The following is a 21109-nucleotide window of genomic DNA, read 5'->3' as shown; positions in this document are numbered from 1 at the left end:
AATTCATGTGCAAGATATTTTCATGACTAAAGCACTAATACATTAAACGGACAAATGGGTAGTTTGGTCTTTCCTCATCCTTTGTTTTTTTGACTTTTTAAAATGAAATAATTCATATACAACCGGAATGACGACAAGCGTCAATAATGTTGCAATGGACAAACCACCAATGACGACAATGGCAAGACTTTGTGACACAAGGTTACCAGTTTCAGCCTTCTTAAATAATAGTGGAGTCATGGCAGAAATGGTCGCCACGGCTGTCATAAGAATCGGCCTCATCCGGATGGCTGCTGCTTCAACCAGCGCATCTCTGATTATCATGGTCTTCTCGTTTTGTTTCACCCTGTCTAATAGAACAATTGCGTTTGTTACAACTATTCCAATCAGCATTAATGCACCAAGAAGAGCTGTAATATCAACGGTTATTCTGCTAATTAATAAACCAAGGATCGCTCCGACTGCTGCCAAAGGCAATGAAAACATGATAGAAATCGGCGCACGAATCGTTTTAAAGGTTATAACCATGATTAAGAAAACGATTCCGATTGACACGCCCATAGTGATGAATAAATCTGTAAAATCGTCCGCCTGTTGCGCACTTGCCCCTCCAACCAGTACCTCAACTCCATCAGAGAGCTTCAACCCTTTATTGTCCTTTTTATCTCCAAATATCTTTTTGTTTATTTCAGAAGAAATATCGGATAGTTTTTTTGCATCTACTGTAGCAATAATCCGGATATATGGGTCTCCATCCTTATGAAACTGGTTGGACGGTTTTTCTTCGACATGTAAGCTCGCCATATTAGAAATAGGCACCATCCCTGTTGCAGTCATGATCGGGATATTTTTCAAGTCTTCCGGTGATTTAGGGTCTAATACCGGCTCCAAATAAACCATGCTTTGCTGGTCATCTAGATTCATTGTACCTATTGGCGTTTTATTCAGCATAACGGAAAGCTGCTGTGATAATTGAACAGTATTTCCTTTTGCAGGATCAACCTCTAATGAATAAACAGTCTTTTTGTCTTCTTCATTTGTTGCGATTTTTTCAATACCCTTAATGCCTTTAATCGATTCTTTGATTTTTTGAGAAGCTTTTTCTAAGTCCTTTATTTGGTCTCCAACTACATCAATTGTAATTTGCGGGGAACCTGTGCTAGTAAGTGATGCGGCACCAGCAGTTAGAGTAGCATTAGAGAATTCATTCTTTTTCGCATTCATTTTTCTGATCACTTTATCAGTATCTTTTTTATTCTTTAGAATAATATTCATCGTTGCTTTTGTAGGAGATCCCACTTCCCCAAATTTCGCGGCATCTGCATTATTACCGAGCAAGGTAAATTCTGTTTTAACCTCTTTTTGCTCTAAGATAAATTTTTCAAGCTCCAAAGTTCCTTCTTTTACTTTTTCAATTGGAGTGTTATTCGGATAGTTCAGCTCTACCGCTACAAACTCAGCCGACGAATTATCGACTGTTCCTTTTGGCATTTTAAAATACACACCGATGGACCCAACGAATAATAATAATGATAAAGTTAACACAACCCATTTATGATTGAGTGACCAAGTTACAAATTTCATAAAACGAATGGATGGTTGATGTTCTTTGAGTTTAGCTTTTCTCAATAAGCCAGAACTCATTAACGGAACGACAGTTAGAGCAACAATTAAGGACGAAAGTAAAGAATAAGTCAACGTTAAGGCAAAAGGCATCAAGAAATCCTGAAGACCGCCATTAACGAGACCAATTGGTAAAAATACTGCAACTGTTGTTAGTGTAGAGGCAGTGATTGCCGAAGATACTTCCTTTGTTGCGTCAATGATCAATTGTACAGAAAACTTTTCATTTTGCATTTTTCGAAAAATGTTTTCAATTACTACAATACTATCATCCACTAAACGTCCAACAGCGACTGCAACTCCTCCCAATGTTAAAATATTTAATGTTACACCGGATCGCGCCAATAAGAACAACGTGAACGCCAGTGATAATGGGATAGAGACAATCGTAATAAATGTTGAGCGAATGTTCCGTAAAAATAACATGATGACGATGGTAGCAAACAATGCGCCTACTAGTACTTCCTTCATCATTGAGGATACTGATTTTTCGACCATATCTGCTGTGGCAAAGATTACGCTTGTTTCGGTTTGATTATATTTCTTGTTTAACTCTTTTGTTGCTTTTCGAAGTGCTTTGCTAATGGTGACGGCATTAGACTGGCTATCCTTTGTAACAATTAAGATTAATCCATCCGATCCGTCAACCCGAGTTAATGTATCTTCCGGTTTATGTACCTCAATTTTAGCAATATCCTTCAGACTTACGCCCGGTATAACATTCAAATTTTTAATCTTATCTAGACGATCAATATTGCCAATTACTTTAATATTACTATCTTTTCCTTGAATTGTTTTTTCGCCTACTGCCACCGCATTATTTTGCCCTTGCAATACAGTCATTACATTCTGCAAAGGAACCTGTTTTTGAGCCAATAGCTCATTATCAACTTTTACTGAGACGTATGAACTGGACATTCCATATGATTGAATGGAAGCAATCCCTTTTATGTCTTTAAAATGTGGAATTATTTTTTCTTGTGCAAGTTTTAAATTCTCTGGAGTTAGACCATCTTTAAAGGTTACTGCTACATCTGCAATTGGGATCATGGAGGTGTTTAATTGAACAATCGTTGGTTTAGAGACATTTGTTGGTAATGAAAGGGTACTAATGGATTCCTGGACTTCTTGCTTGGCCTCTTTCATATCAGTTTTAGAATCAAAATTGATATCTATTTTTGAGTACCCATCACCAGTTGTTGAAAAAATATTCTTTTTGCCTTTTACCCCCGCAACAGCTGTCTCGATTGGTTTTGTTACTTCTGTTTCCATTGTTTTTGAGTCCGTTCCCTGACCCATCACCACCACGCTTACCTGTGGATTGTCTGCCGATGGCAAAAATTCCATTGGTAACGTAAAATAACTGACAATGCCCATCAACAAAACCAGGACTGTCATTAAACTTATGGCTGCCCTATTTCCTAAGGCCCATTTTGTTATACGTGACATATTCATCCTCCTCTGGTTACTTTTTCCTACAACCAAAAGAATAGTACCATAGAAGTATCAAAAAATGGTAATTTATTGAAAATTAAGTTTTTTACAAAAAACTACAATTTTTGAATAAAAAAAACCAGGGATAACCCCTGGTTAGGTATTAAAAGATTAAATTTAAAATCAAATAAACGAGGGCTGCAAATATGGCGGTAATTGGTAGCGTTATTACCCAGGTAATCAACATGCGCTGAGCCGTATCCCATTTAACGCCTTTTAAGCGGTGGGAAGCACCTACACCGAGAATTCCTGATGAGATAACGTGAGTCGTACTGACTGGCAAATGAATAAACGTTGCTCCAAAGATAATGGATGCACCAGTTATATCAGCGGCAACTCCGTTAATGGGACGGATTTTCATAATTTTTCCGCCGACAGTTTTAATAATCTTCCACCCACCAATTGATGTACCAATACCCATTGCAATCGCACAGGATGCTTGAACCCAAAACGGTACGTCTGCATTATGCGGAAGATACTTATTGGCAATCAAAGCCATTGTAATAATCCCCATCGATTTCTGTGCATCATTTGTACCATGTGAATAAGATTGCAAGGCTGCGGTTGCAATTTGAATATATCGGAAATTTCGATTTGTTTTTGTTAAATTGAAGTTTTTAAATACAACCTTAAAAATACTATAAACAATATAACCTACAACAAAAGCTAAAATTGGTGAAAGAATAAGTGCTTCAATAATTTTAATAAAACCACCATAGTTTAGCGCATGAAAACCTTCTGCGGCAATGGCAGCACCGGCAATTGACCCGATAATGGCATGTGATGAGCTACTTGGAATTCCAAAATACCAAGTAAGTAAATTCCAAAATATTGCTGATAATAAAGCAGCCAAAATCACGACTGAGCCATTATGAAGGGTGAATGGATCGACTATATCCTTTGATACTGTTTTGGCAACTCCGGTAAACGTCATTGCCCCAACAAAGTTCATGATCGCTGCCATCAAAATAGCTTGACGCGGTTTCAATGCTTTCGTTGATACTGAAGTGGCAATGGCATTGGCCGTATCATGAAATCCGTTAATAAAGTCAAATGCAAGGGCACCGATGACAATTAATATGGTAAGTATAAAAATGAGACTCATTAGTTTGCTCCTTAGGCATTTTTCATGATAATGGTTTCAAGAGTATTTGCAACTGTTTGACAGAAGTCTGCAATATCCTCTAGGTTCTCATAAATTTCTTTGTATTGAATAATCCGAATCGGGTCTTTTTCTACATTAAATAAATTTTTAATGGATTGACGTAATATATTATCACATTTTGATTCATAGTCTTTTATTTTGATGGCGTGTTCCCGGATTTGCTGCAGTTTTTTATTGGACATTAATTCTACTGCTAAGTCAATTTCGACAACACTTGCTTGGATAGCTTCCACAAATTGCAGCATGAAATGGTCTGCTTGCGTGATCGAATACATCTCAAATAATGCGGAAGTTGCTTCAAGACCATCTAAAACATCGTCCATACTCATAGCAAGGTGCAAAATATCTTCACGTTCAATCGGGGTAATAAATGCATCATTTAAGTCTTTAATGACTTCGTGAACAAAGGAATCTCCTGTTGTTTCATATTCCTTCATTTTTTCTGAGAAAATTTTTAAGTCACTGACATTGTTCAATTTATATTCAGTGAAGAAGGTAGCACCTTCCTTTAAATTAGAAGAAATATTGCTAAGTAACATAGAAAATTTGTCATTTTTTTTGAAAGCCATTTAAAATTCCTCCATTTTTTCGTAACAGGTCTAATGCACTAACGAAGATTATTTTAACTGAAAAATACCTAAAAAAGAAAAAATCAACGTTAAATTTACAAAAACTTAACATTAGAATTTTCAAAAAATATTTCTATCGTAGTTGTTTTTTTACTGTTTCCTTTCCATTTTTTATTTATGTAAAAGAATTGAATTACCCAGTAATTATTCTTTTATGAGTATAAAGTTCGTTTTGGGGTATTTTAAAGGTACGGGCAGGTAAATGACTCTGCCTTGGCAGCTCAGACGCTTAAAAAAGAATTAAGTGAAGAAATGAATACTGAAAAGGAGTGTTCTATAGTGAGCTTTATATGGTCTTTAATTGTTGGAGGTATAATTGGCTGGTTAGCCGGCATGATCGTAGGCAGAGATGTGCCTGGTGGCATCATTGGTAATATCATCGCTGGTTTCGTTGGTGCATGGCTAGGGACACTGGTATTGGGAGATTGGGGTCCAAATGTGGCGGATTTCGCTATAGTACCAGCAATAATAGGCGCAGCTGTTTTAGTGCTTCTCTTAAGCTTTATCATGAGAGCTTTCCGAAAAGCCAGCTAAAATAAATGTGGATGGAAAAAGCCTCCCTAATCGGGAGGCTTTTCATATAGAATAAAGGTCAAGTTGATCAAAAATCTCTGGTTGATCCTTAAAAGGAGCATAACAGACAACCTTTTCCTTTGTGAATGGATGGTTAAATTCTAATTTTACTGCATGAAGTGCTTGTCTTTTGATGATTGGCTTACCTCCATATAGAATATCACCTATTAACGGATGTCCAATATGTGATAAGTGCACCCTAATTTGATGAGTTCTTCCTGTCTCAAGCCAGCATTTCACATATGAAAAATGTTTGTTGCGATCTTCCTTGATGACTTGAAAATGGGTAATAGCTGCTTGTCCAGCCGGTGATACCCTTCTTCTTGTGGCATGGTGCCTGTCACGCCCAATCGGTTGATCAATACGGCCTGTCTTTTGTGAAAATAAACCATGAACCTTGGCAAGATAGGTACGTTTTATTTCTCTCTTCTCTAACATTTTACTTAAAATCGCCCCAGCAAGTGCATGCTTGGCAAAAACAATGGCACCGGTCGTATCTCGGTCAAGGCGGTGTATTTGATGAATGCCGCTAAACTCCCCATTGGACTGTAAATAGTAGTATGCGGCATTTAAGAGTGAATCTGTTTCCAGATTTGGGTCATTAGGGTGAGTATTTTGAAATGGTGGCTTATTTAAGACTAAAACATGATCATCTTCGAAGAGAATGTCAATTTCAGCAAAAGCCGGAATAAGATTCATTTCCTCTGCTCCAAACATCTGAATTTGCAGTTTTTCCCCTTGACGAAGTGGAGCATTCCAATCGATTTCACTGCCATTCCTGCTTACCTTCTTCTCCATCCTAAAACGGTGTATTAATTTTTTAGGCGCTTCCCAAATGTTTCGAAATACCACGTCCATGGAAGCCCCGTCCCATTCCTTTGGAACTTCTATTTGTAACCAATTTCCTTTTCGAGCTGATTTAACCATATATGCTCCTTTACCTATCCACTAATTACCACAGTAAATACGCGATATTTATGTTATTCTGTACATATATAATACGACAGAAACAGGCAATGTCAAAAGGTGGGTTATTAGTGAAAATAGTGTTTGCCTCGACTCCAAGTCAGGAAGAAGAAATTTGTGAGCTCGTCAGGTATATATACTCTAATGTTTTTCCCAGATATTTTACCGATGAAGAAATTCATCAATTTGAGAAATTAAAGGTGTTGCATACCTCTACTAAGCACTTCGAGGAAATTGGAACATTAAAAGATGCTTTTCAAGTCATGACTTGTATTCAAACCATGATTTCTATTTTAGAATATCCTTGTTTTGATGAACAATATGCTGATATTTTCAATAGGAATGCAACAAACCTGAATGAGTTTGGCATGTTTTTTCCATTTGATTATGAGCAATTTATGACTACGAAAGACTTAAGGAATTCAATGTTGAGTATTTATTCCAAGGCTGATAATGAACTCATTATTTAATAAAAAACTCGCCAATGAACTGGCGAGTTTTCTTTTATTAACGATAAGTTTCCTTCATTAAATAGTAGGATTGCTTCAAGCGTTCGTAATATGACGGTTCATTCCATTCTTCCCAGCGATACAAATAAGCATCATTTTGAACAATTTGGCTGTTCCTTTGAGTTGGAAGGGTGGATTCTACTCCAGCTTGGGAAGTTGTAACAACTGCTACCCTAATACCATCCGTTGATACGCCTTCGGTCAATCCTGTTTTCCAGATATCCCCCATTACTTCTTTTAAACTTGGATCTCTAAAATTAAGCAATTGCCACGGAATCCGACCCTCCATGACTGTATGATCGTTGCTGATGCTTACATCTGTTAATGAATTGAAATCCTTATGATCAGGATTGTCATTTCCAAATTTCAATATCCCAGTTTCATACTCTTCAAATGGAATTTTCGTGTTCGTAGATGGAATGGTTAATTCCTTATTTAAGGCAAGTCGAATAGGATGAAAAACTCCATTATTCTTTTGATTTACATTTGGTTCTTTCTTTATCATATTTAGGAGCTGGGCATATTGGTAATAGAAGGTATCGTAATAACTGTCCACCATGATCCGAGATTCCCTTGGACCGTTGAGCTTCACCAAGAAGTCCACTCCAAAATTTGTGTTCACCTTTGCGTTTTCAGACATTGAAATCGACGTTTGACCTTGATTGGCGATAGTATCCAGCAATAAAAAGGTCCCCTGTTTTTGGAAATCAATAGGGCGATTAAATTTTAAAAGGAAATAGAAGTACCCGCTATCAGACGTCATCCTGACTTCCTTTAAAGGATCCTTAGTTGATTTTGTTGTGTAACCTTTTTTTACTCCTGCAAGATCCCAATCAGTCATATTCCCGTCCACGATGATTTTTGTTTCTTTATTGGCCGGTTCAAAGCTAAGCAAACCAAAATGCTGTTCATTTGTCTGTTGATTGTTCCAATATGGACGGCGATCGGGATTATCAAAATCCATCGTATTCCATGTACGTTTAAACCACTCATCCTGCCACGTGAACACCAGACCCCCAGCATAACCCTCTGAAACAATAGAGCGGAATAATTTCTGATCGATATGTCCTTGCTCCGTTTCTGAATGAAAGCCCTGATTCATTCCATACACATTTTTATGGGTCAATCCTCTAGATGAAGGGACACCAAACTCGGCAACGATAACAGGCATATGATGCGAGCTCTTAAGTTCATGCAGATACCCTGCATAATTGTTTTTCTCTCCAAAATGATCCACATAGTCAAGATACTTCTTTTCATAATTCAAAAAATCAGGATAATATGGATATATGTGATAGGAGGCAAAATAACCAGCCTTTAATTCTCCTGTTGGAGTGATATGGTTAGGATTCACTGAGACTAAGTCTTCCGTTTCAAGCGGTTCAGCCGGGTGTTTTAATAGATCTGTGGTTACCCAGTTTGTGAAACTTAGGGTATGCTGCCATTGATAGTTGTCTACTTCATATTTTGCAGCATAATCCAATAGACCTGCTAACCAAATTTCAAAAGGTTGTGCATTATTTGTTTGGAAGTATACCCCATTATATTGTTTTACATTACGATGCTTTTCATTTGTATTGCTAACCATGCTAGGGTCCCACTCAGTACCTATAAGCATCCCAATCACATATTTTGAAATATCATATTTATAAGTTCCTGAAGCATGCCCAGGGCGTTTTGGAAGATTTGCGTTTCCATGGATGATATCAATCATATTTTTAATTTCTAATTTTGCATCATCAGTATTTACCTGTTCAAAGGCATCCTGGGTATGGATAAGATTCTCCTCGTTTACCCATGTTCCATGGAACAGATACAAAGGCTTTTTGGCAATTTGATTATATTTATACAAGGCCTCATAAAACTCAGGTGGATGGAGTGTATACACTCTTATCGCATTCGCATTCATTGCGCCGATTTCTTTAAACCAGCGAAAATACTCATCTTTTGAAATAGCGGTTTCACCTGGAAAATATCCTGGTTTCCCGATCCCCATATTTACCCCTTTAATTAAAAAGTTCTCCCACTTACCATTCTTTTTAATTTGAATAAAAGAATCTCCAGTTTTACTATTGGTAGTAATTCCTGCTTGTTTCGTTAATTCAATTTTTTCCTGCGGGAATTGCTGATGGAGACCATTTTTCAAGATATCCTTCATCATTGGCACATAGGCTGTCCAGTAAAACGAATCTTTTTCTCCAAAATATCTCTTCCAAAGATCAATCCCCTTTGTCTGGTAGATATTAGGAATGTCAGGTTCATCTGCATAATCCCCAGAAAAGTAATAAGACGAGTATTTGGCATTTTGATGATAAATAACAGCAGGAAATTTGTCAGGAATTCCATAGGCCTCAAGCCGCTTTTTTGCAGTTTCTGATATCGGAAGTTTATAAGACGCTAAAACCTCATTTGTATCTCTTGGTTCAACAATGTCGAACCAATATTGATATGTCCCTGTAAATTCATTTTCAAAATGAGCTTTTCCTTTTTTCGTCAAATTAAAGAGAAGGCCACTTTTACGAACATCCTTTTTCTCCACAGCGACGATATAATTATTCTTACTAACAAAAACAAAACCCTCACCTTTAAAAGACCACTTTTTTTGCTGCTTCTTATAATTTCGTTTAACCCATTCAGGCACTTCATTACTATTTAGGTCTGAGAAATAACGACCGGTCCATCCCGTCCATTCCACATTTAAAAGGTTTGAAATTTTATCTTTCACCACTTCCTCTGTTGGACTGGCAAATGTATTAAATTCGGCAATTAACGTTTTCTTATTCTTAGACTGAATAAGTGTCGTTTCTAAACGTTCAGCTTCCTCAGCTGTTAGCCCACCATAAATTTTTTCTGATCGTTTCCCAGTAGGGTTTATTCCATTAAAATCTTTTTTATACACTCCATATTGATCTGTTAAATAAAATACATCATAGTTTTTTAAATTCTTAGGTAGGGGAACTATTTTGTACTTATTTCCTGATTCAGGATAAAACCCTTTATAGTCGGATACGCTGGAATAGCGATTGCCATGTAGCAAATATTTAGAGTTGTTTAAAACCCAAACTAACCCTTTATGCTCCCGAAATGTTTCATTTGGAACTGTTTTATCTAAGATCAACACATTTAACTGTTTTGATGGTTGAATAGCCCATAACCAAAATGGACTTACAATAAGAATTAAGAATAAAATTACATATATTATCAAGAAAACCCTTTTTTTCATTCGGATACACCTTTTCTCTTCATTTCTCCCCAACTTGTTTCTCCTGTAACAATTTGCCAAACCCCCTCACAACGCCACAATACAGTCATCGGTCTGAACCAAATGGTTTCTGTTAGAGAATATAGGAATAACTTTATAAGATCAGATACCTTCGGATATTTAGTTAAACTCCATTCTTCAAGAAGGACAGCCGACATCGAAAATATCGATCCATAAATACACGACAGTAAGAATAATAAAATTGCAAATTCAATATAGATTCCCCCAAAAAGGAGGCATAGTACCATAAAGATATAACCAGCCAACTCAATGATTGGTCCAAAAAATTCTACAATCCAAAAATAAGGAAACGCGAGCATACCAATGGAACCATATTTTGGGTTAAAGGTGATTTTCCTATGTGCCCACAGACTTTCGAACAATCCCCGATGCCAGCGGCGTCTTTGTCTACGTAAAAATTTTATATCCTCAGGCACTTCAGTCCAACATACAGGATCTGGTACATAAACAATTTTTTTCTTTAATTTTTTCTCTTTTAACAATCGGTGCATTCTTACTACAAGTTCCATATCTTCCCCTACGGTATCCACTTTATAACCACCAGCTTCCATAACCCAATGCTTTGAGAAAACACCAAAAGCACCTGAAATGATCAGAAGAAGATTATGCCTGCTTAAGCCAATCCGTCCCATTAAAAAGGCGCGCAAATATTCGATTATTTGCATAATAACAATGGGATTATGGGACAATCCAATTTTATTAATGTATCCATTTTGAATTTGACAGCCATTTGCTATCCTTACACTGCCACCGGATGCTATCACTTCTTCATTTGAATCGATAATGGGTTTCATCACTTTTAAAAACGCGTCCTGTTCCAATACAGAATCCCCATCTAGTGAACAAAAGTAGGGATAATGAGAAAAATTCAGACCTACATTAAGAGCATCTGCTTTCCCGCCATTTTCTTTATCGATTAAAAAGAGATTTGTAAGAATAGTGGATTGATATATTTTTTTGATTGGTTTAGCATCCAATTGTTTTCTTACTACCCTATTTATTTCTTTCATATCATAATGTTCAATCATTTTTTCCAATGTTCCATCAGTCGAACCATCATTAATGACAACTACTTCAAACGTTGGATAATTAATACTTAATAAGGACCGGACACTCTGGATAATCCCCGCCTCTTCATTGTAAGCGGGAACAAGAATGGAAACTGGTTTTGTATAGATATCTTCTAAATAATCTTCATAAATTTGATCACGGTCAAGATGATATTTTTTGCGTAGTTGAAAGATTGAGATCAATAATATGACAGAATAAAAGATAATGACAATTACCATGTAAACAGCGATAAACCATGCAAATGCCTTAACAATCTCTCCCCATTGTATAAAATGCATTGCTATTCTCCTTTATTCAGCCATTCAAAGGCCATATCCTTTGCGAATGGATCCTGTGATGTAAGTAGTACCTGTTCCAATAATTCTTTACCCTGTGTAAATCTACTAATGGCCTGTCCAGCCTGAGATCGGACCCACCAAGATGGATCTTGCAATAGTTCCAATAGTCTCGGAATACCTTTTTCCTCCTGTATCTGCCCAATTAATTTTACAGATACCATTCTTTCTTCCCATTTGGGTGAGTATAAAAGTTCTAAGAACGGATCCACATATTGGACATAACCGATATTCGCTATTGCTTTGAGTGCCCTCAATTTTACCTCACCATCATATTTTGAGAAAATATCCTCCAAAAAAACTATATACCTTTTCTCTTTTTTAATTGAAATAACCTCTAAAATAGCCCGTTTTAAGGGTTTACTACTTCTATGAAAATGAAGAACAAACTGATTAAATTGTTGAGAGGATGCCCGTATCAGTATATTTCGATACTCATATTCAGATAAATTCGAGAACTTTGATGTTAATAATTCAAGGAGTTCCGGATAATCAAAAGATGCAAGAACTCTTAATGCTTGTACGAGCTCATCATGCGTCTGCCTTTTCTTATTAATGAAGATAGAGATATCTTTTAAAAAGGAAACCATATATAAATCCTCTATTTGATGCAGCATATTCATTCGAATACTCCATCGTTTACTTTTAAGCTGCCTTCGGAAATAATCAGATAGAAAATATTCAGCAATGTTAGCTAACTGTTCCTTTTCTTCTATTCCCTCCGTAATTTTGGAATATTTACTTAGCAATTCTTCAATAGCTATTAATTGAAGATGAGTAGTTGAAGTTAATCCACTAAAGTTTCCTCCATTTGTCAAAACATTAAAAAGAACTGGATTATATTTTTCCTTCAATTCATTAATCTTAGCTCTTTTCCTATTAACAATCATTTTTCTTAAAATTAAGTACAATAGTAAAAAAATTAAAGTACTTAAACTTGAAACGGTGAGAATGGACAGAAAGAGCAATTCATTTTTAAACATTTATTTTTCAATCCTTTGTACTATTTGCTCGATGGTTGCTTTAATCCCTTTTATACTAAAAGGCTTTGTTATATATTCACTGGCACCAAGCTTCATTGCTTTTTCGATATTTCCTTCACTTTTTCTCTCTGAAAGCATCATTATCGTCGTATCCTCTTTGATATTTTTAATTTTTTTTAATACTTCAATTCCGTCCATCATCGGCATTGTTCCATCTACAATCACAAAGTGCTTTCCTGGTTTATCTAATTGCTTTAAATCAAAAAACTGGAACCCATTTTCAAATTCAGTAATGTAAATTTCCCAGGGATCCAAATTGATTAATTCGATAATTCTTTTTAAGGTCGACCGTATAAAGCTGTCATCATCAATAATAGAAATATTTAATATCATATGATTTTACTCCATTCTTTCATAAAAAATTTACAGTAAAAGTCTATTATATGAAATGATTAGTAGTATATAAACTAAAATTATAATTATTTTAAAAAAATTATCAATATAAAAAAAAGACTATTCGATTACGAATAGCCCAAAAATTGTTAATGATTTATTAATTTTAAAAACCAGTCTAGAAGAACACCGCCAAAATATACTCCAAATACACCGACAACTGCTGAAAAAACCGGTGGTGCCGGTAATGGCAGCTTTAGAAATTTGAATAACATTCCTACAATTAATCCTGCTATTAATGCCAAAAAGACTTCTTTCATAGTCGATTCCTCACTGTAAGTTAATTAGTAATTGCTTTGTGATATCTCGCCTTTGCAAATGGCAATACCAGAGCTTGCCCCAATGCGTGTTGCTCCTGCTTCAATCATGGCTAAAGCATCTTCTCTGCTTCGTACACCGCCGGAGGCTTTTACACCGATCTCAGGTCCAACTGTTTCTCTCATCAAACGGATATCTTCAACAGTGGCACCGCCAGTTGAAAATCCAGTTGAGGTTTTAACAAAATCTGCTCCCGCTTTAACGGATAGGCGGCAAGCACGGATCTTTTCCTCATCTGTTAACAGACAAGTTTCAATAATGACTTTAACTAGTGCTTTTCCCTTTGATTCTTCGACTACAGCACGGATATCTTGTTCAACGAGGTCATCTTGCTTATCTTTAAGGGCACCAATATTAATGACCATATCAATTTCACCAGCGCCATTTTCAATGGCATTCTTCGTTTCGAACGCTTTTGTCTCAGTGGTTGATGCTCCAAGAGGAAAACCTATTACCGTACATACCTTTACTTCTGGTTTATCTGCAAGTGCTTCGGCTGCTGTTTTCACCCATGTAGGATTCACACAAACTGATGCAAAGGTATACTCCTTGGCCTCTTCTGCCAATTTTACAATTTGTTCTTTAGTAGCATCCGCTTTTAACAATGTATGATCAATCATTTTTGCGATATCTTGATTCATAATATTTTCCCCCTATATTTAATGAACTTTACGATAGTTTATCCAAAGTAACTATAACAAAGTCATTGAACATTTGTAAATAACATTATGAACAAAAGTAAAAAAATGTGATCAAAAAAAGACTAAATAACGATAAAGAGCCATTTAGTCTTGCTTATCTAGTAAAAATTGTGCTGTAAATTGATCCGTCACGAGGACATTAGCGTAACCACCTTTAAGTGCACCATAAATACCAGCAATTTTGTGCGGTCCGCCTGCCACAAGGATCGACTGTTCTTTATTTTTTAATTCGGCTAAGTTAATCCCAAGTGTTCGTTCATCCAAACTCGTGTTACAAATATTCCCATTATGATCAAAAAACCTAGAACAAATGTCACCCACTGCATTTCCTTCTAATGATTCAATATCACTTTCTGAAAAATAGCCTAATTGAAATAGTAAAGAATCTGTATTGACTGTTCCAATCGTAAATAAAGCAATATTTGCTTGTTTTCCTAATTCCAAAACTTTGCGAATATGTCGATCAGCCTCCATTGCTTGCTTCACAACTACATGATCAACTATGGCAGGCAATGGAAGATGATGTGGAGTCGTATTAAAGGCCTTTCCAAACAGGTACAAAATCTCAGAGATATACGTATTTGTTTCCGAGTGGCTAACCCCGCCTTTTAATTGAACAACTTTTACGTTTTTAAGTAATTTCTGCTTTAATTCAACAGCTACGTGATAAATAGTCGTTCCCCACGTTACCCCGATAATGTCCTCATCTTTAACAATTTCATGAAGGTACAACGCCGCTTTTTCACCAAGATAATTTTTTATGAAATGGTTCTCGTATTGCGGAATTGAGGCAACAATTGCCTTTTTTAAATGAAATTTTTGTTCCAGCTTTGTCTCCAGATCACTACTATCCTCGGTTGGGTCCATAATATTAATTTGGACTATACCGTCACTTTTTGCCTGCTGCAAAAGCCGGGATACAGTTGGCCTAGAAACTCCAAGAATCTTAGCAATTTCATTTTGATTATAATCAAGCAAATAATACAATTTAGCGGCTTCTATAACCTTACCTAGTTTTTCACGATCCAATGTCCTCACCCAAAACAATTTTATAATAAGAATTTACATTTGTAAAATATCCATTGAACAATTTTGCATATTACATGATTGGATTTTTTACGGGGAAATATAACCATAAATGTTTTCATTTTAGCCATTAAAAGCCAATAAAAAAGGATTACATTCTTTGTATACTAAAACTATAAAGGTGCTAAAGGAGGAGAGCATTTGCAGAAATTTGGGATATTACTTTTCCAGTACCGGAAATGGGTAGTTGGTATTTGGTTGTTCTTCATCGTTATATTGGGATATTTTGCGTTACATTTGCCGACAGTGTTAAGTGGCAATGGTTTCGAATATAGAGGTCAGTATAATCTAACAAGGCAAGTGCTTGAAAGAAATTTCAATCAACCCAAATCAACCATCATCCTTTTATTCGAAAAAGAAAAGTCAGCCAGTTCAAGTGACTTTCATACATTTATCAATCAAACCTTTAACCGCATTGATGGATTTGATCAGGCAAAACAAATCATTACACCATCACCACAAAATGGAATGATGAAGGGCAACTTTGCATACGGTTTGATAACCTTTGATAAAAAGTCGGAAAGCCTCTCAGAAGAAATTACTGAGCTAAAAAAAAGGCTTCACAATCGAGATGGGTTTACGGTTACGTTGACAGGGGAACCCATTATCGTAAAGGATCTTAATTCAGCCAGTCAGCAAGATTTGGCTAAAGCAGAGATGATTGGTCTTCCGATCGCTTTAATTGTTCTGATACTGGCATTTGGCGGGCTTGTTGCCGCTGCCCTGCCCCTTGTGATCGGGGTCGTCTCCATTCTTACCACAATGGGAATTGTCTACTTTTTTAGCTACAAACTTGATTTAACCATATTCATTTTAAATATCGTTCCAATGATTGGGCTTGCCTTAAGCATTGATTTTGCTTTGTTATTTATTAATCGCTATAAAGAGGAGATAAAAACGAATTCCATCCTGAATGCCATTAAAATTACGGTTGCGACCGCCGGGCGTTCGATAATCTTTTCGGCTCTTTGCGTGTTTATTGGTTTATCCGGCCTATGGTTTATTCAAATTGATATATTTCAAAATGTTGCTCTAGGTGGGATGACTGTTGTATTCCTATCTGCTCTTTGTGCATTAACCTTTTTGCCGGCGTTGCTTGCACTATTAGGTAAAAACATTAATAAATTTAGTTTCGTTCAGCTCTCAGATCAGAAAAACAATTTATGGCACAGGTTTGCCGAACTGGTCATGAGGCGCCCTGTCATCATGTCTGCTTCGGCATTGATCATCCTTTTGATAGGTCTTAGCCCTGTGAAACAAATGATATTAGCCATTCCAGGTACAGATTCTTTGCCCCCCAACTACCCTTCCCGCATCGCTTTGAAAACCTTCAAAGATCAATTTGAAGCAAAGGATAGAAGGGATGAAAAAAAGGTAACGATTGTTTTACAATCAGTTGGCGAAATGGCAAAGAAAACCAACCTTGAACAGGCAATTCATGTCATCCAACAATTAGAAAGGGACAAGTTGGTTTCCTACGTGGATTCCCCGTTTTCTGCAACTGGTATGGAAGGAGCGGACCAATTCGTTCAGCTGACCACATATGGTGATCAAGACAAGGTTGCCCCGTTGTTAGAACATTATATAAGAGAAAACAAAATGCGGCTTGATGTATTCCTAAAAGCTGACGGCCATTCATCAAAAGCACGACAATGGGTCAGTGACTGGTCCAAGAAGGATTTAGGAATGAAAGCAAGCTTTGGCGGATCCATCAAGTTTGAACAAGAAATTTTTTCTGAGATCATAAAAAAGACACCATATGGCTTACTATTAATTGTTGTATCCACTCTCATTATTTTGATGGCTGCCTTCCGTTCTGTTCTCATCCCACTTAAAGCCATTTTAATGAATATTCTTAGCTTGGGTTGTACCTTTGGCATTGTCGTGTGGATTTTTCAATTGGGGCACTTTGGGATTAAACCTGTCAATATTGGACTGATTCTTCCAGTCTTTGTATTTACACTTGTTTTCGGACTTTCCATGGATTATGAAGTTTTTCTCATTTCACGGATTCAGGAACACTACTTAGAAACAGGTAATAATAGCTTGGCCACCATTGAAGGATTGACAAAGACCAGTAAAATTATTACATCTGCCGCGGCCATTATGATTGTCGTTACTGGTGCATTTGCTTTTACTGGTGTCATGCCAATAAAGCAACTTGGAGTCGGTATTGCTGTGGCAATATTTATTGATGCCACAATTGTCAGAATGGTACTTGTTCCCGCCCTGATGAAATTGTTGGGCGACTGGAATTGGTGGTTCTTTGGCTTGAAAAATACACAGGAAATCAAACATCGAAAAAAGCCAGCATAATATATGAGCTGGCTTTTTTACTGTGTTGATTTTTGGTATTTCGAACATATAGTCCTTTACTTAATGATACAGGTTTCCTCTGAGGCTCTTTTTTAGGAAGTAGAATCTCTCTACGTTCCACTTTTTCTCCGGTGGCTTTTTTTCGGGAATGTAGAACCTGTCTACGTTCCACTTTTTGCTTCGGTGGCTTTTTTTCAGGAATGTAGAACCTGTCTACGTTCCACTTTTTGCTTCGGTGGCTTTTTTTCGGGAATGTAGAACCTCTTTACGTTCCACTTTTTGCTTCGGTGGCGCTTTTTCAGGAATATAGAACCAGTCTATCTGCCCATTTTGCGGTCACTTTCAAGATTTCAATAATATAGAAATCCTCTATCTGACATTTTTCCAACCCGTTTTCAAGATTTCGGGCATATAGAACCACTTTATCTGACCTTTTTTCCAAATTTCTTCACCATTTCGGGTTTATAAGAACCCTCAACCTGTTTCCGATTGGTACTTCCAAAAATATCAATTACCTAGATTAAACATTCTTCGCATAAAGCTCGCTAGGAATCTTACTTAAAACTACATAAAGACTAAGTGGTTCGCTGCCACTGTTAAGAAAGGACATCTCTTCTTCACTATTAACATGAATTAAATCTGCTTCAGCAACTTCTGTCTCTGTTCCGTCAATGATTAATGTTCCATTTCCAGTCAAAACATATAAGTACACTTCTGTTCCGGGATGCTTATGAGTTGGGAGTTTTTGGCCAGGTAAAAAGTTCAACACAAATGCGGTGGTTTCCCCTTTTTTGTAAATAATTCGTTTGGTAAATTTCTCTTCACTATACTCCATATATGCTTTTACAGAATTCTTTTCCATTATACTACCTCCTATAAAAAATCTTACTTTCATATTAATTGAAAATCATTTTCAACTAAGTAAGCCATATCATAAGTAGTATGCCCCAACTAAAAGAAAAGCCCGCCATTGATGGCGGACCTTACGTTAGAATTGGTCTTGCCCCAATAAAGGATGAACCTTTATGTAAGGCTTGTTTGTTTACGTCAATTAGATGATGTTTATCTTCAGAAAGGACTTTTTTTAAGGATTCAATAATCGAATCAGTCGTGACAATTTTGGTTTGTTCTAGGAAGCCCCCTAATAAAATCATATTGGCCACACGAGAGTTTCCAAGATCGTTGGCTAAATCTGTAGCTGGAATTTCGATTACATTAATATCTGTTCGTTCCGTTACTCTCATCACTAATGATGAATTTATGATAAGGAGACCGCCGGCATGAACGCGTGGCTCAAATTTATCAAATGATGGATTATTAAGCACAATAGCCGTTGTCGGATTTGTCACTAATGGAGAAGACACCGGTTCATCACTGATCACCACAGCACAGTTGGCCGTACCGCCCCGTTGTTCTGGTCCATATGATGGAAGCCAAGAGACACCTTTTCCTTCCAGCATTCCGGCATAGGCAATTAGCTGCCCCATTGACATAACACCCTGTCCACCAAATCCGGCAATGATGATTTCTTCTAGCATCATTCCTTCTCCCCCTCTTTATTTTTATATACACCAAGAGGATAAACCGGAACCATATTATCTTTTACCCATTCCAATGACTCAGTAGGATTAAGCCCCCAGTTAGTTGGACAGGTGGATAATATCTCAACCATCGAGAAGCCTCCCCCTTTTTTCTGAGTTTCAAATGCCTTTCGGATTGCTCTCTTTGCCTTTTGTATATGAGGAACATCATGGGTGGAAACCCGTTCAATATAGGCTGCTCCATCTAACGTTGAAATCATTTCGCAAACTTTAATAGGAGAACCCTGGATTTGAACATCCCTCCCGAATGGAGTCGTGGCAGTTTTTTGACCGATTAAGGTCGTGGGTGCCATTTGGCCGCCGGTCATTCCATAGATTGCATTGTTAACAAAAATAACGGTAATATTTTCTCCCCTAGCTGCAGCATGGATTACCTCACTGATCCCAATAGAGGCAAGATCCCCGTCACCTTGATAAGTAAATACAAATCGGTCCGGTAAGACTCGTTTTACCCCTGTTGCTACGGCCGGGGCCCGCCCATGCGCTGCTTGTGTCATATCACAGTTAAAATACTCATACGATAACACTGAGCAGCCTACCGAAGCCACACCGACTGTATCCTCGAGAATGCCCATTTCCTCTAACACTTCACCAACAAGACGATGGATCACTCCATGAGTGCATCCAGGGCAATAATGTGTTGGCTTATCGGTAAGTCCGCTTGTTTTTTCAAATACCGTTTTCATTGTCATACGGTAACACCCCCGGCAACCACCATGATTTTCTGAAAAATCTCCTCTTGAGTTGGGACCACTCCGCCAGTTCGTCCAAAGAAATCAACTGGGGCATGACCGTTGACAGCCAAGCGGACATCCTCAATCATTTGTCCTGCACTCATTTCAACTGAAATATAGCTGATAACCTGATCTCTCGTTTCGATGAACGGCTTTTCAGGGAATGGCCATAATGAAATCGGTCTGATTAGGCCTGCTTTTATGCCTTCTTTCCTAGCCCTGTTAATAGCATTCATGGAAATCCTTGCTACTGTTCCAAAAGCAACTATAATATAGTCGGCATCTTCAACTAGGTATGTTTCATAACGGACTTCATTTTTCTTCATCACAGCAAACTTCTGCTGTAAATTCCAATTTCGCTTCTCAAGACCCTCGGCATCTAACTCTAAGGAAGTAATAATTTTCGGTCCCCCATCACCTCGAGTCCCGCTGGTTGCCCACTCTTTACTGCATACTGGCTTTTCAGAGCGAACAGTAAATTCGACAGGCTCCATCATCTGTCCCAGCATACCATCCCCCATTAAAATTACTGGGGTTCGATATTGATCAGCTATATCAAAGGCATCTTGGGTAAGTTCAACAATTTCTTGTAAACTGGCAGGTGCTAGGACTGGTATGTGATAATCCCCATGTCCACCGCCTTTGGTTACTTGGAAATAGTCTGATTGTGCCGGCTGGATATTTCCTAAGCCGGGGCCGCCTCGAACAATATTACAGATAACGGCTGGAAGCTCTGAACCTACTAAATAAGAAATCCCTTCCTGCTTTAAGCTGAAACCGGGGCTTGAAGAAGATGTCATCACTCTTGCGCCTGCAGAAGATGCTCCATAAACCATATTTATTGCTGCAATTTCACTTTCTGCCTGCAAAAAGAGCCCGCCAACCTCTGGAAGTCTTCTTGCCATGTATGCGACTAATTCACTTTGCGGAGTAATCGGGTATCCAAAAAAATACTTGCAGCCAGCATGAACTGCCGCTTCTGCGATTACTTCATTGCCTTTCATTAACACTTTGCCCATTAGAATAACTCCTTTCCCATCACACGGTTTGCAATACTTTTACCGGTCTATATACAGCGATCACGGAATCAGGACAAACCTGGGCACACTTTGCACAACTTATACAGTTTTCTTGATGAAGTACTGTTGCTGGCCTGTATCCTTTTCCATTTAGAGAATCCGCCAGAAAAATAACATTTGTAGGGCATACTTGCACACAAAGACCACATGATTTACAGATCTCTTCATAAAAAACTACTCTTTTTTCCAT

The 21109-nt window shown here is 37.4% G+C and carries 19 protein-coding genes; 3 read left to right on the top strand and 16 right to left on the bottom strand.

The window, feature by feature from the left end; translation table 11 throughout:
- Positions 1–42: 42 nt before the first annotated feature.
- The 3 genes from ACI3K6_RS04550 to ACI3K6_RS04540 form a co-directional block, all read right to left on the bottom strand.
- On the bottom strand, positions 43–3072 hold the full coding sequence (locus tag ACI3K6_RS04550) for an efflux RND transporter permease subunit (protein WP_435553917.1): 3030 nt from the start codon (positions 3070–3072) through the stop codon (positions 43–45).
- 148 nt (positions 3073–3220) lie between these two features.
- Positions 3221–4222, bottom strand: coding sequence for an inorganic phosphate transporter (locus tag ACI3K6_RS04545; RefSeq protein ID WP_435553916.1), 1002 nt, complete (start codon positions 4220–4222; stop codon positions 3221–3223).
- A gap of 11 nt (positions 4223–4233) precedes the next feature.
- On the bottom strand, positions 4234–4851 hold the full coding sequence (locus tag ACI3K6_RS04540) for a DUF47 domain-containing protein (protein WP_335476811.1): 618 nt from the start codon (positions 4849–4851) through the stop codon (positions 4234–4236).
- Between the two features lie 339 nt (positions 4852–5190).
- On the opposite strand from ACI3K6_RS04540, the gene ACI3K6_RS04535 reads away from it, so the two are divergent.
- The gene (locus ACI3K6_RS04535) at positions 5191–5445 is read left to right on the top strand and encodes a GlsB/YeaQ/YmgE family stress response membrane protein (protein WP_335476812.1); all 255 of its coding nucleotides are present in this window, start codon (positions 5191–5193) and stop codon (positions 5443–5445) included.
- 42 nt (positions 5446–5487) lie between these two features.
- Here the strand turns inward: ACI3K6_RS04535 and ACI3K6_RS04530 are convergent, their stop codons facing one another.
- Entirely contained in the window at positions 5488–6411 is a 924-nt protein-coding gene (locus tag ACI3K6_RS04530; RefSeq protein ID WP_335476813.1) for an RluA family pseudouridine synthase, read from the bottom strand.
- 110 nt (positions 6412–6521) lie between these two features.
- Between ACI3K6_RS04530 and ACI3K6_RS04525 the strand changes: the two genes are divergently transcribed.
- On the top strand, positions 6522–6920 hold the full coding sequence (locus ACI3K6_RS04525) for a YhcU family protein (RefSeq protein ID WP_335476814.1): 399 nt from the start codon (positions 6522–6524) through the stop codon (positions 6918–6920).
- A 37-nt stretch (positions 6921–6957) separates the two neighbouring features.
- Here the strand turns inward: ACI3K6_RS04525 and ACI3K6_RS04520 are convergent, their stop codons facing one another.
- The 7 genes from ACI3K6_RS04520 to ACI3K6_RS04490 all read right to left on the bottom strand — a co-directional run bounded on the left by ACI3K6_RS04520 (position 6958) and on the right by ACI3K6_RS04490 (position 15132).
- On the bottom strand, positions 6958–10182 hold the full coding sequence (locus tag ACI3K6_RS04520; protein ID WP_435553915.1) for a hypothetical protein: 3225 nt from the start codon (positions 10180–10182) through the stop codon (positions 6958–6960).
- Positions 10179–11591: a glycosyltransferase family 2 protein gene (locus tag ACI3K6_RS04515; protein ID WP_435553914.1), complete on the bottom strand. Its 1413-nt coding sequence runs from the start codon at positions 11589–11591 to the stop codon at positions 10179–10181. Before ACI3K6_RS04515 ends, ACI3K6_RS04520 begins: the two co-directional genes overlap by 4 nt.
- Positions 11592–11593: 2 nt before the next feature.
- The gene (locus ACI3K6_RS04510) at positions 11594–12631 is read right to left on the bottom strand and encodes a HEAT repeat domain-containing protein (protein ID WP_435553913.1); all 1038 of its coding nucleotides are present in this window, start codon (positions 12629–12631) and stop codon (positions 11594–11596) included.
- On the bottom strand, positions 12632–13024 hold the full coding sequence (locus ACI3K6_RS04505) for a response regulator transcription factor (RefSeq protein ID WP_435553912.1): 393 nt from the start codon (positions 13022–13024) through the stop codon (positions 12632–12634). It lies immediately after the preceding gene.
- Positions 13025–13173: 149 nt separating this feature from the next.
- On the bottom strand, positions 13174–13344 hold the full coding sequence (locus tag ACI3K6_RS04500; protein ID WP_335476819.1) for a XapX domain-containing protein: 171 nt from the start codon (positions 13342–13344) through the stop codon (positions 13174–13176).
- 24 nt (positions 13345–13368) lie between these two features.
- Positions 13369–14043: a deoxyribose-phosphate aldolase gene (deoC, locus tag ACI3K6_RS04495; RefSeq protein ID WP_335476820.1), complete on the bottom strand. Its 675-nt coding sequence runs from the start codon at positions 14041–14043 to the stop codon at positions 13369–13371.
- Positions 14044–14187: 144 nt separating this feature from the next.
- Positions 14188–15132, bottom strand: coding sequence for a sugar-binding transcriptional regulator (locus tag ACI3K6_RS04490; RefSeq protein WP_335476821.1), 945 nt, complete (start codon positions 15130–15132; stop codon positions 14188–14190).
- Positions 15133–15330: 198 nt separating this feature from the next.
- On the opposite strand from ACI3K6_RS04490, the gene ACI3K6_RS04485 reads away from it, so the two are divergent.
- Entirely contained in the window at positions 15331–17505 is a 2175-nt protein-coding gene (locus tag ACI3K6_RS04485; RefSeq protein ID WP_435553911.1) for an MMPL family transporter, read from the top strand.
- 520 nt (positions 17506–18025) lie between these two features.
- Here the strand turns inward: ACI3K6_RS04485 and ACI3K6_RS04480 are convergent.
- The 5 genes from ACI3K6_RS04480 to ACI3K6_RS04460 form a co-directional block, all read right to left on the bottom strand.
- Positions 18026–18367, bottom strand: coding sequence for a cupin domain-containing protein (locus ACI3K6_RS04480; RefSeq protein WP_435553910.1), 342 nt, complete (start codon positions 18365–18367; stop codon positions 18026–18028).
- Between the two features lie 121 nt (positions 18368–18488).
- Complete coding sequence (locus tag ACI3K6_RS04475; protein WP_435553909.1) at positions 18489–19046, bottom strand: 2-oxoacid:acceptor oxidoreductase family protein; 558 nt, start codon at positions 19044–19046, stop codon at positions 18489–18491.
- Complete coding sequence (locus ACI3K6_RS04470; RefSeq protein ID WP_435553908.1) at positions 19043–19798, bottom strand: thiamine pyrophosphate-dependent enzyme; 756 nt, start codon at positions 19796–19798, stop codon at positions 19043–19045. Before ACI3K6_RS04470 ends, ACI3K6_RS04475 begins: the two co-directional genes overlap by 4 nt.
- Entirely contained in the window at positions 19795–20859 is a 1065-nt protein-coding gene (locus ACI3K6_RS04465) for a 3-methyl-2-oxobutanoate dehydrogenase subunit VorB (RefSeq protein WP_435553907.1), read from the bottom strand. The genes ACI3K6_RS04470 and ACI3K6_RS04465 overlap by 4 nt, the downstream gene beginning before the upstream one ends.
- Before the next feature lie 19 nt (positions 20860–20878).
- A complete protein-coding gene (locus tag ACI3K6_RS04460; protein WP_435553906.1) occupies positions 20879–21109 on the bottom strand; it encodes a 4Fe-4S binding protein in 231 nt (76 codons plus the stop codon).

The organism is Neobacillus solisequens (assembly GCF_051233465.1).
In the GTDB taxonomy this organism is placed as follows: Bacteria; Bacillota; Bacilli; order Bacillales; family Cytobacillaceae; genus Neobacillus.
This window is presented reverse-complemented; position numbering and strand designations above follow the sequence as displayed.

Bases quoted from the DNA above. Each gene is read 5' to 3' on its own strand.
- ACI3K6_RS04550 (WP_435553917.1), bottom strand. From the start codon at position 3,072: ATGTCACGTATAACAAAATGGGCCTTAGGAAATAGGGCAGCCATAAGT.
- ACI3K6_RS04545 (WP_435553916.1), bottom strand. From the start codon at position 4,222: ATGAGTCTCATTTTTATACTTACCATATTAATTGTCATCGGTGCCCTT.
- ACI3K6_RS04540 (WP_335476811.1), bottom strand. From the start codon at position 4,851: ATGGCTTTCAAAAAAAATGACAAATTTTCTATGTTACTTAGCAATATT.
- ACI3K6_RS04530 (WP_335476813.1), bottom strand. From the start codon at position 6,411: ATGGTTAAATCAGCTCGAAAAGGAAATTGGTTACAAATAGAAGTTCCA.
- ACI3K6_RS04520 (WP_435553915.1), bottom strand. From the start codon at position 10,182: ATGAAAAAAAGGGTTTTCTTGATAATATATGTAATTTTATTCTTAATT.
- ACI3K6_RS04515 (WP_435553914.1), bottom strand. From the start codon at position 11,591: ATGCATTTTATACAATGGGGAGAGATTGTTAAGGCATTTGCATGGTTT.
- ACI3K6_RS04510 (WP_435553913.1), bottom strand. From the start codon at position 12,631: ATGTTTAAAAATGAATTGCTCTTTCTGTCCATTCTCACCGTTTCAAGT.
- ACI3K6_RS04505 (WP_435553912.1), bottom strand. From the start codon at position 13,024: ATGATATTAAATATTTCTATTATTGATGATGACAGCTTTATACGGTCG.
- ACI3K6_RS04500 (WP_335476819.1), bottom strand. From the start codon at position 13,344: ATGAAAGAAGTCTTTTTGGCATTAATAGCAGGATTAATTGTAGGAATG.
- deoC (WP_335476820.1), bottom strand. From the start codon at position 14,043: ATGAATCAAGATATCGCAAAAATGATTGATCATACATTGTTAAAAGCG.
- ACI3K6_RS04480 (WP_435553910.1), bottom strand. From the start codon at position 18,367: ATGGAAAAGAATTCTGTAAAAGCATATATGGAGTATAGTGAAGAGAAA.
- ACI3K6_RS04475 (WP_435553909.1), bottom strand. From the start codon at position 19,046: ATGATGCTAGAAGAAATCATCATTGCCGGATTTGGTGGACAGGGTGTT.
- ACI3K6_RS04470 (WP_435553908.1), bottom strand. From the start codon at position 19,798: ATGACAATGAAAACGGTATTTGAAAAAACAAGCGGACTTACCGATAAG.
- ACI3K6_RS04465 (WP_435553907.1), bottom strand. From the start codon at position 20,859: ATGGGCAAAGTGTTAATGAAAGGCAATGAAGTAATCGCAGAAGCGGCA.
- ACI3K6_RS04460 (WP_435553906.1), bottom strand. From the start codon at position 21,109: ATGGAAAAAAGAGTAGTTTTTTATGAAGAGATCTGTAAATCATGTGGT.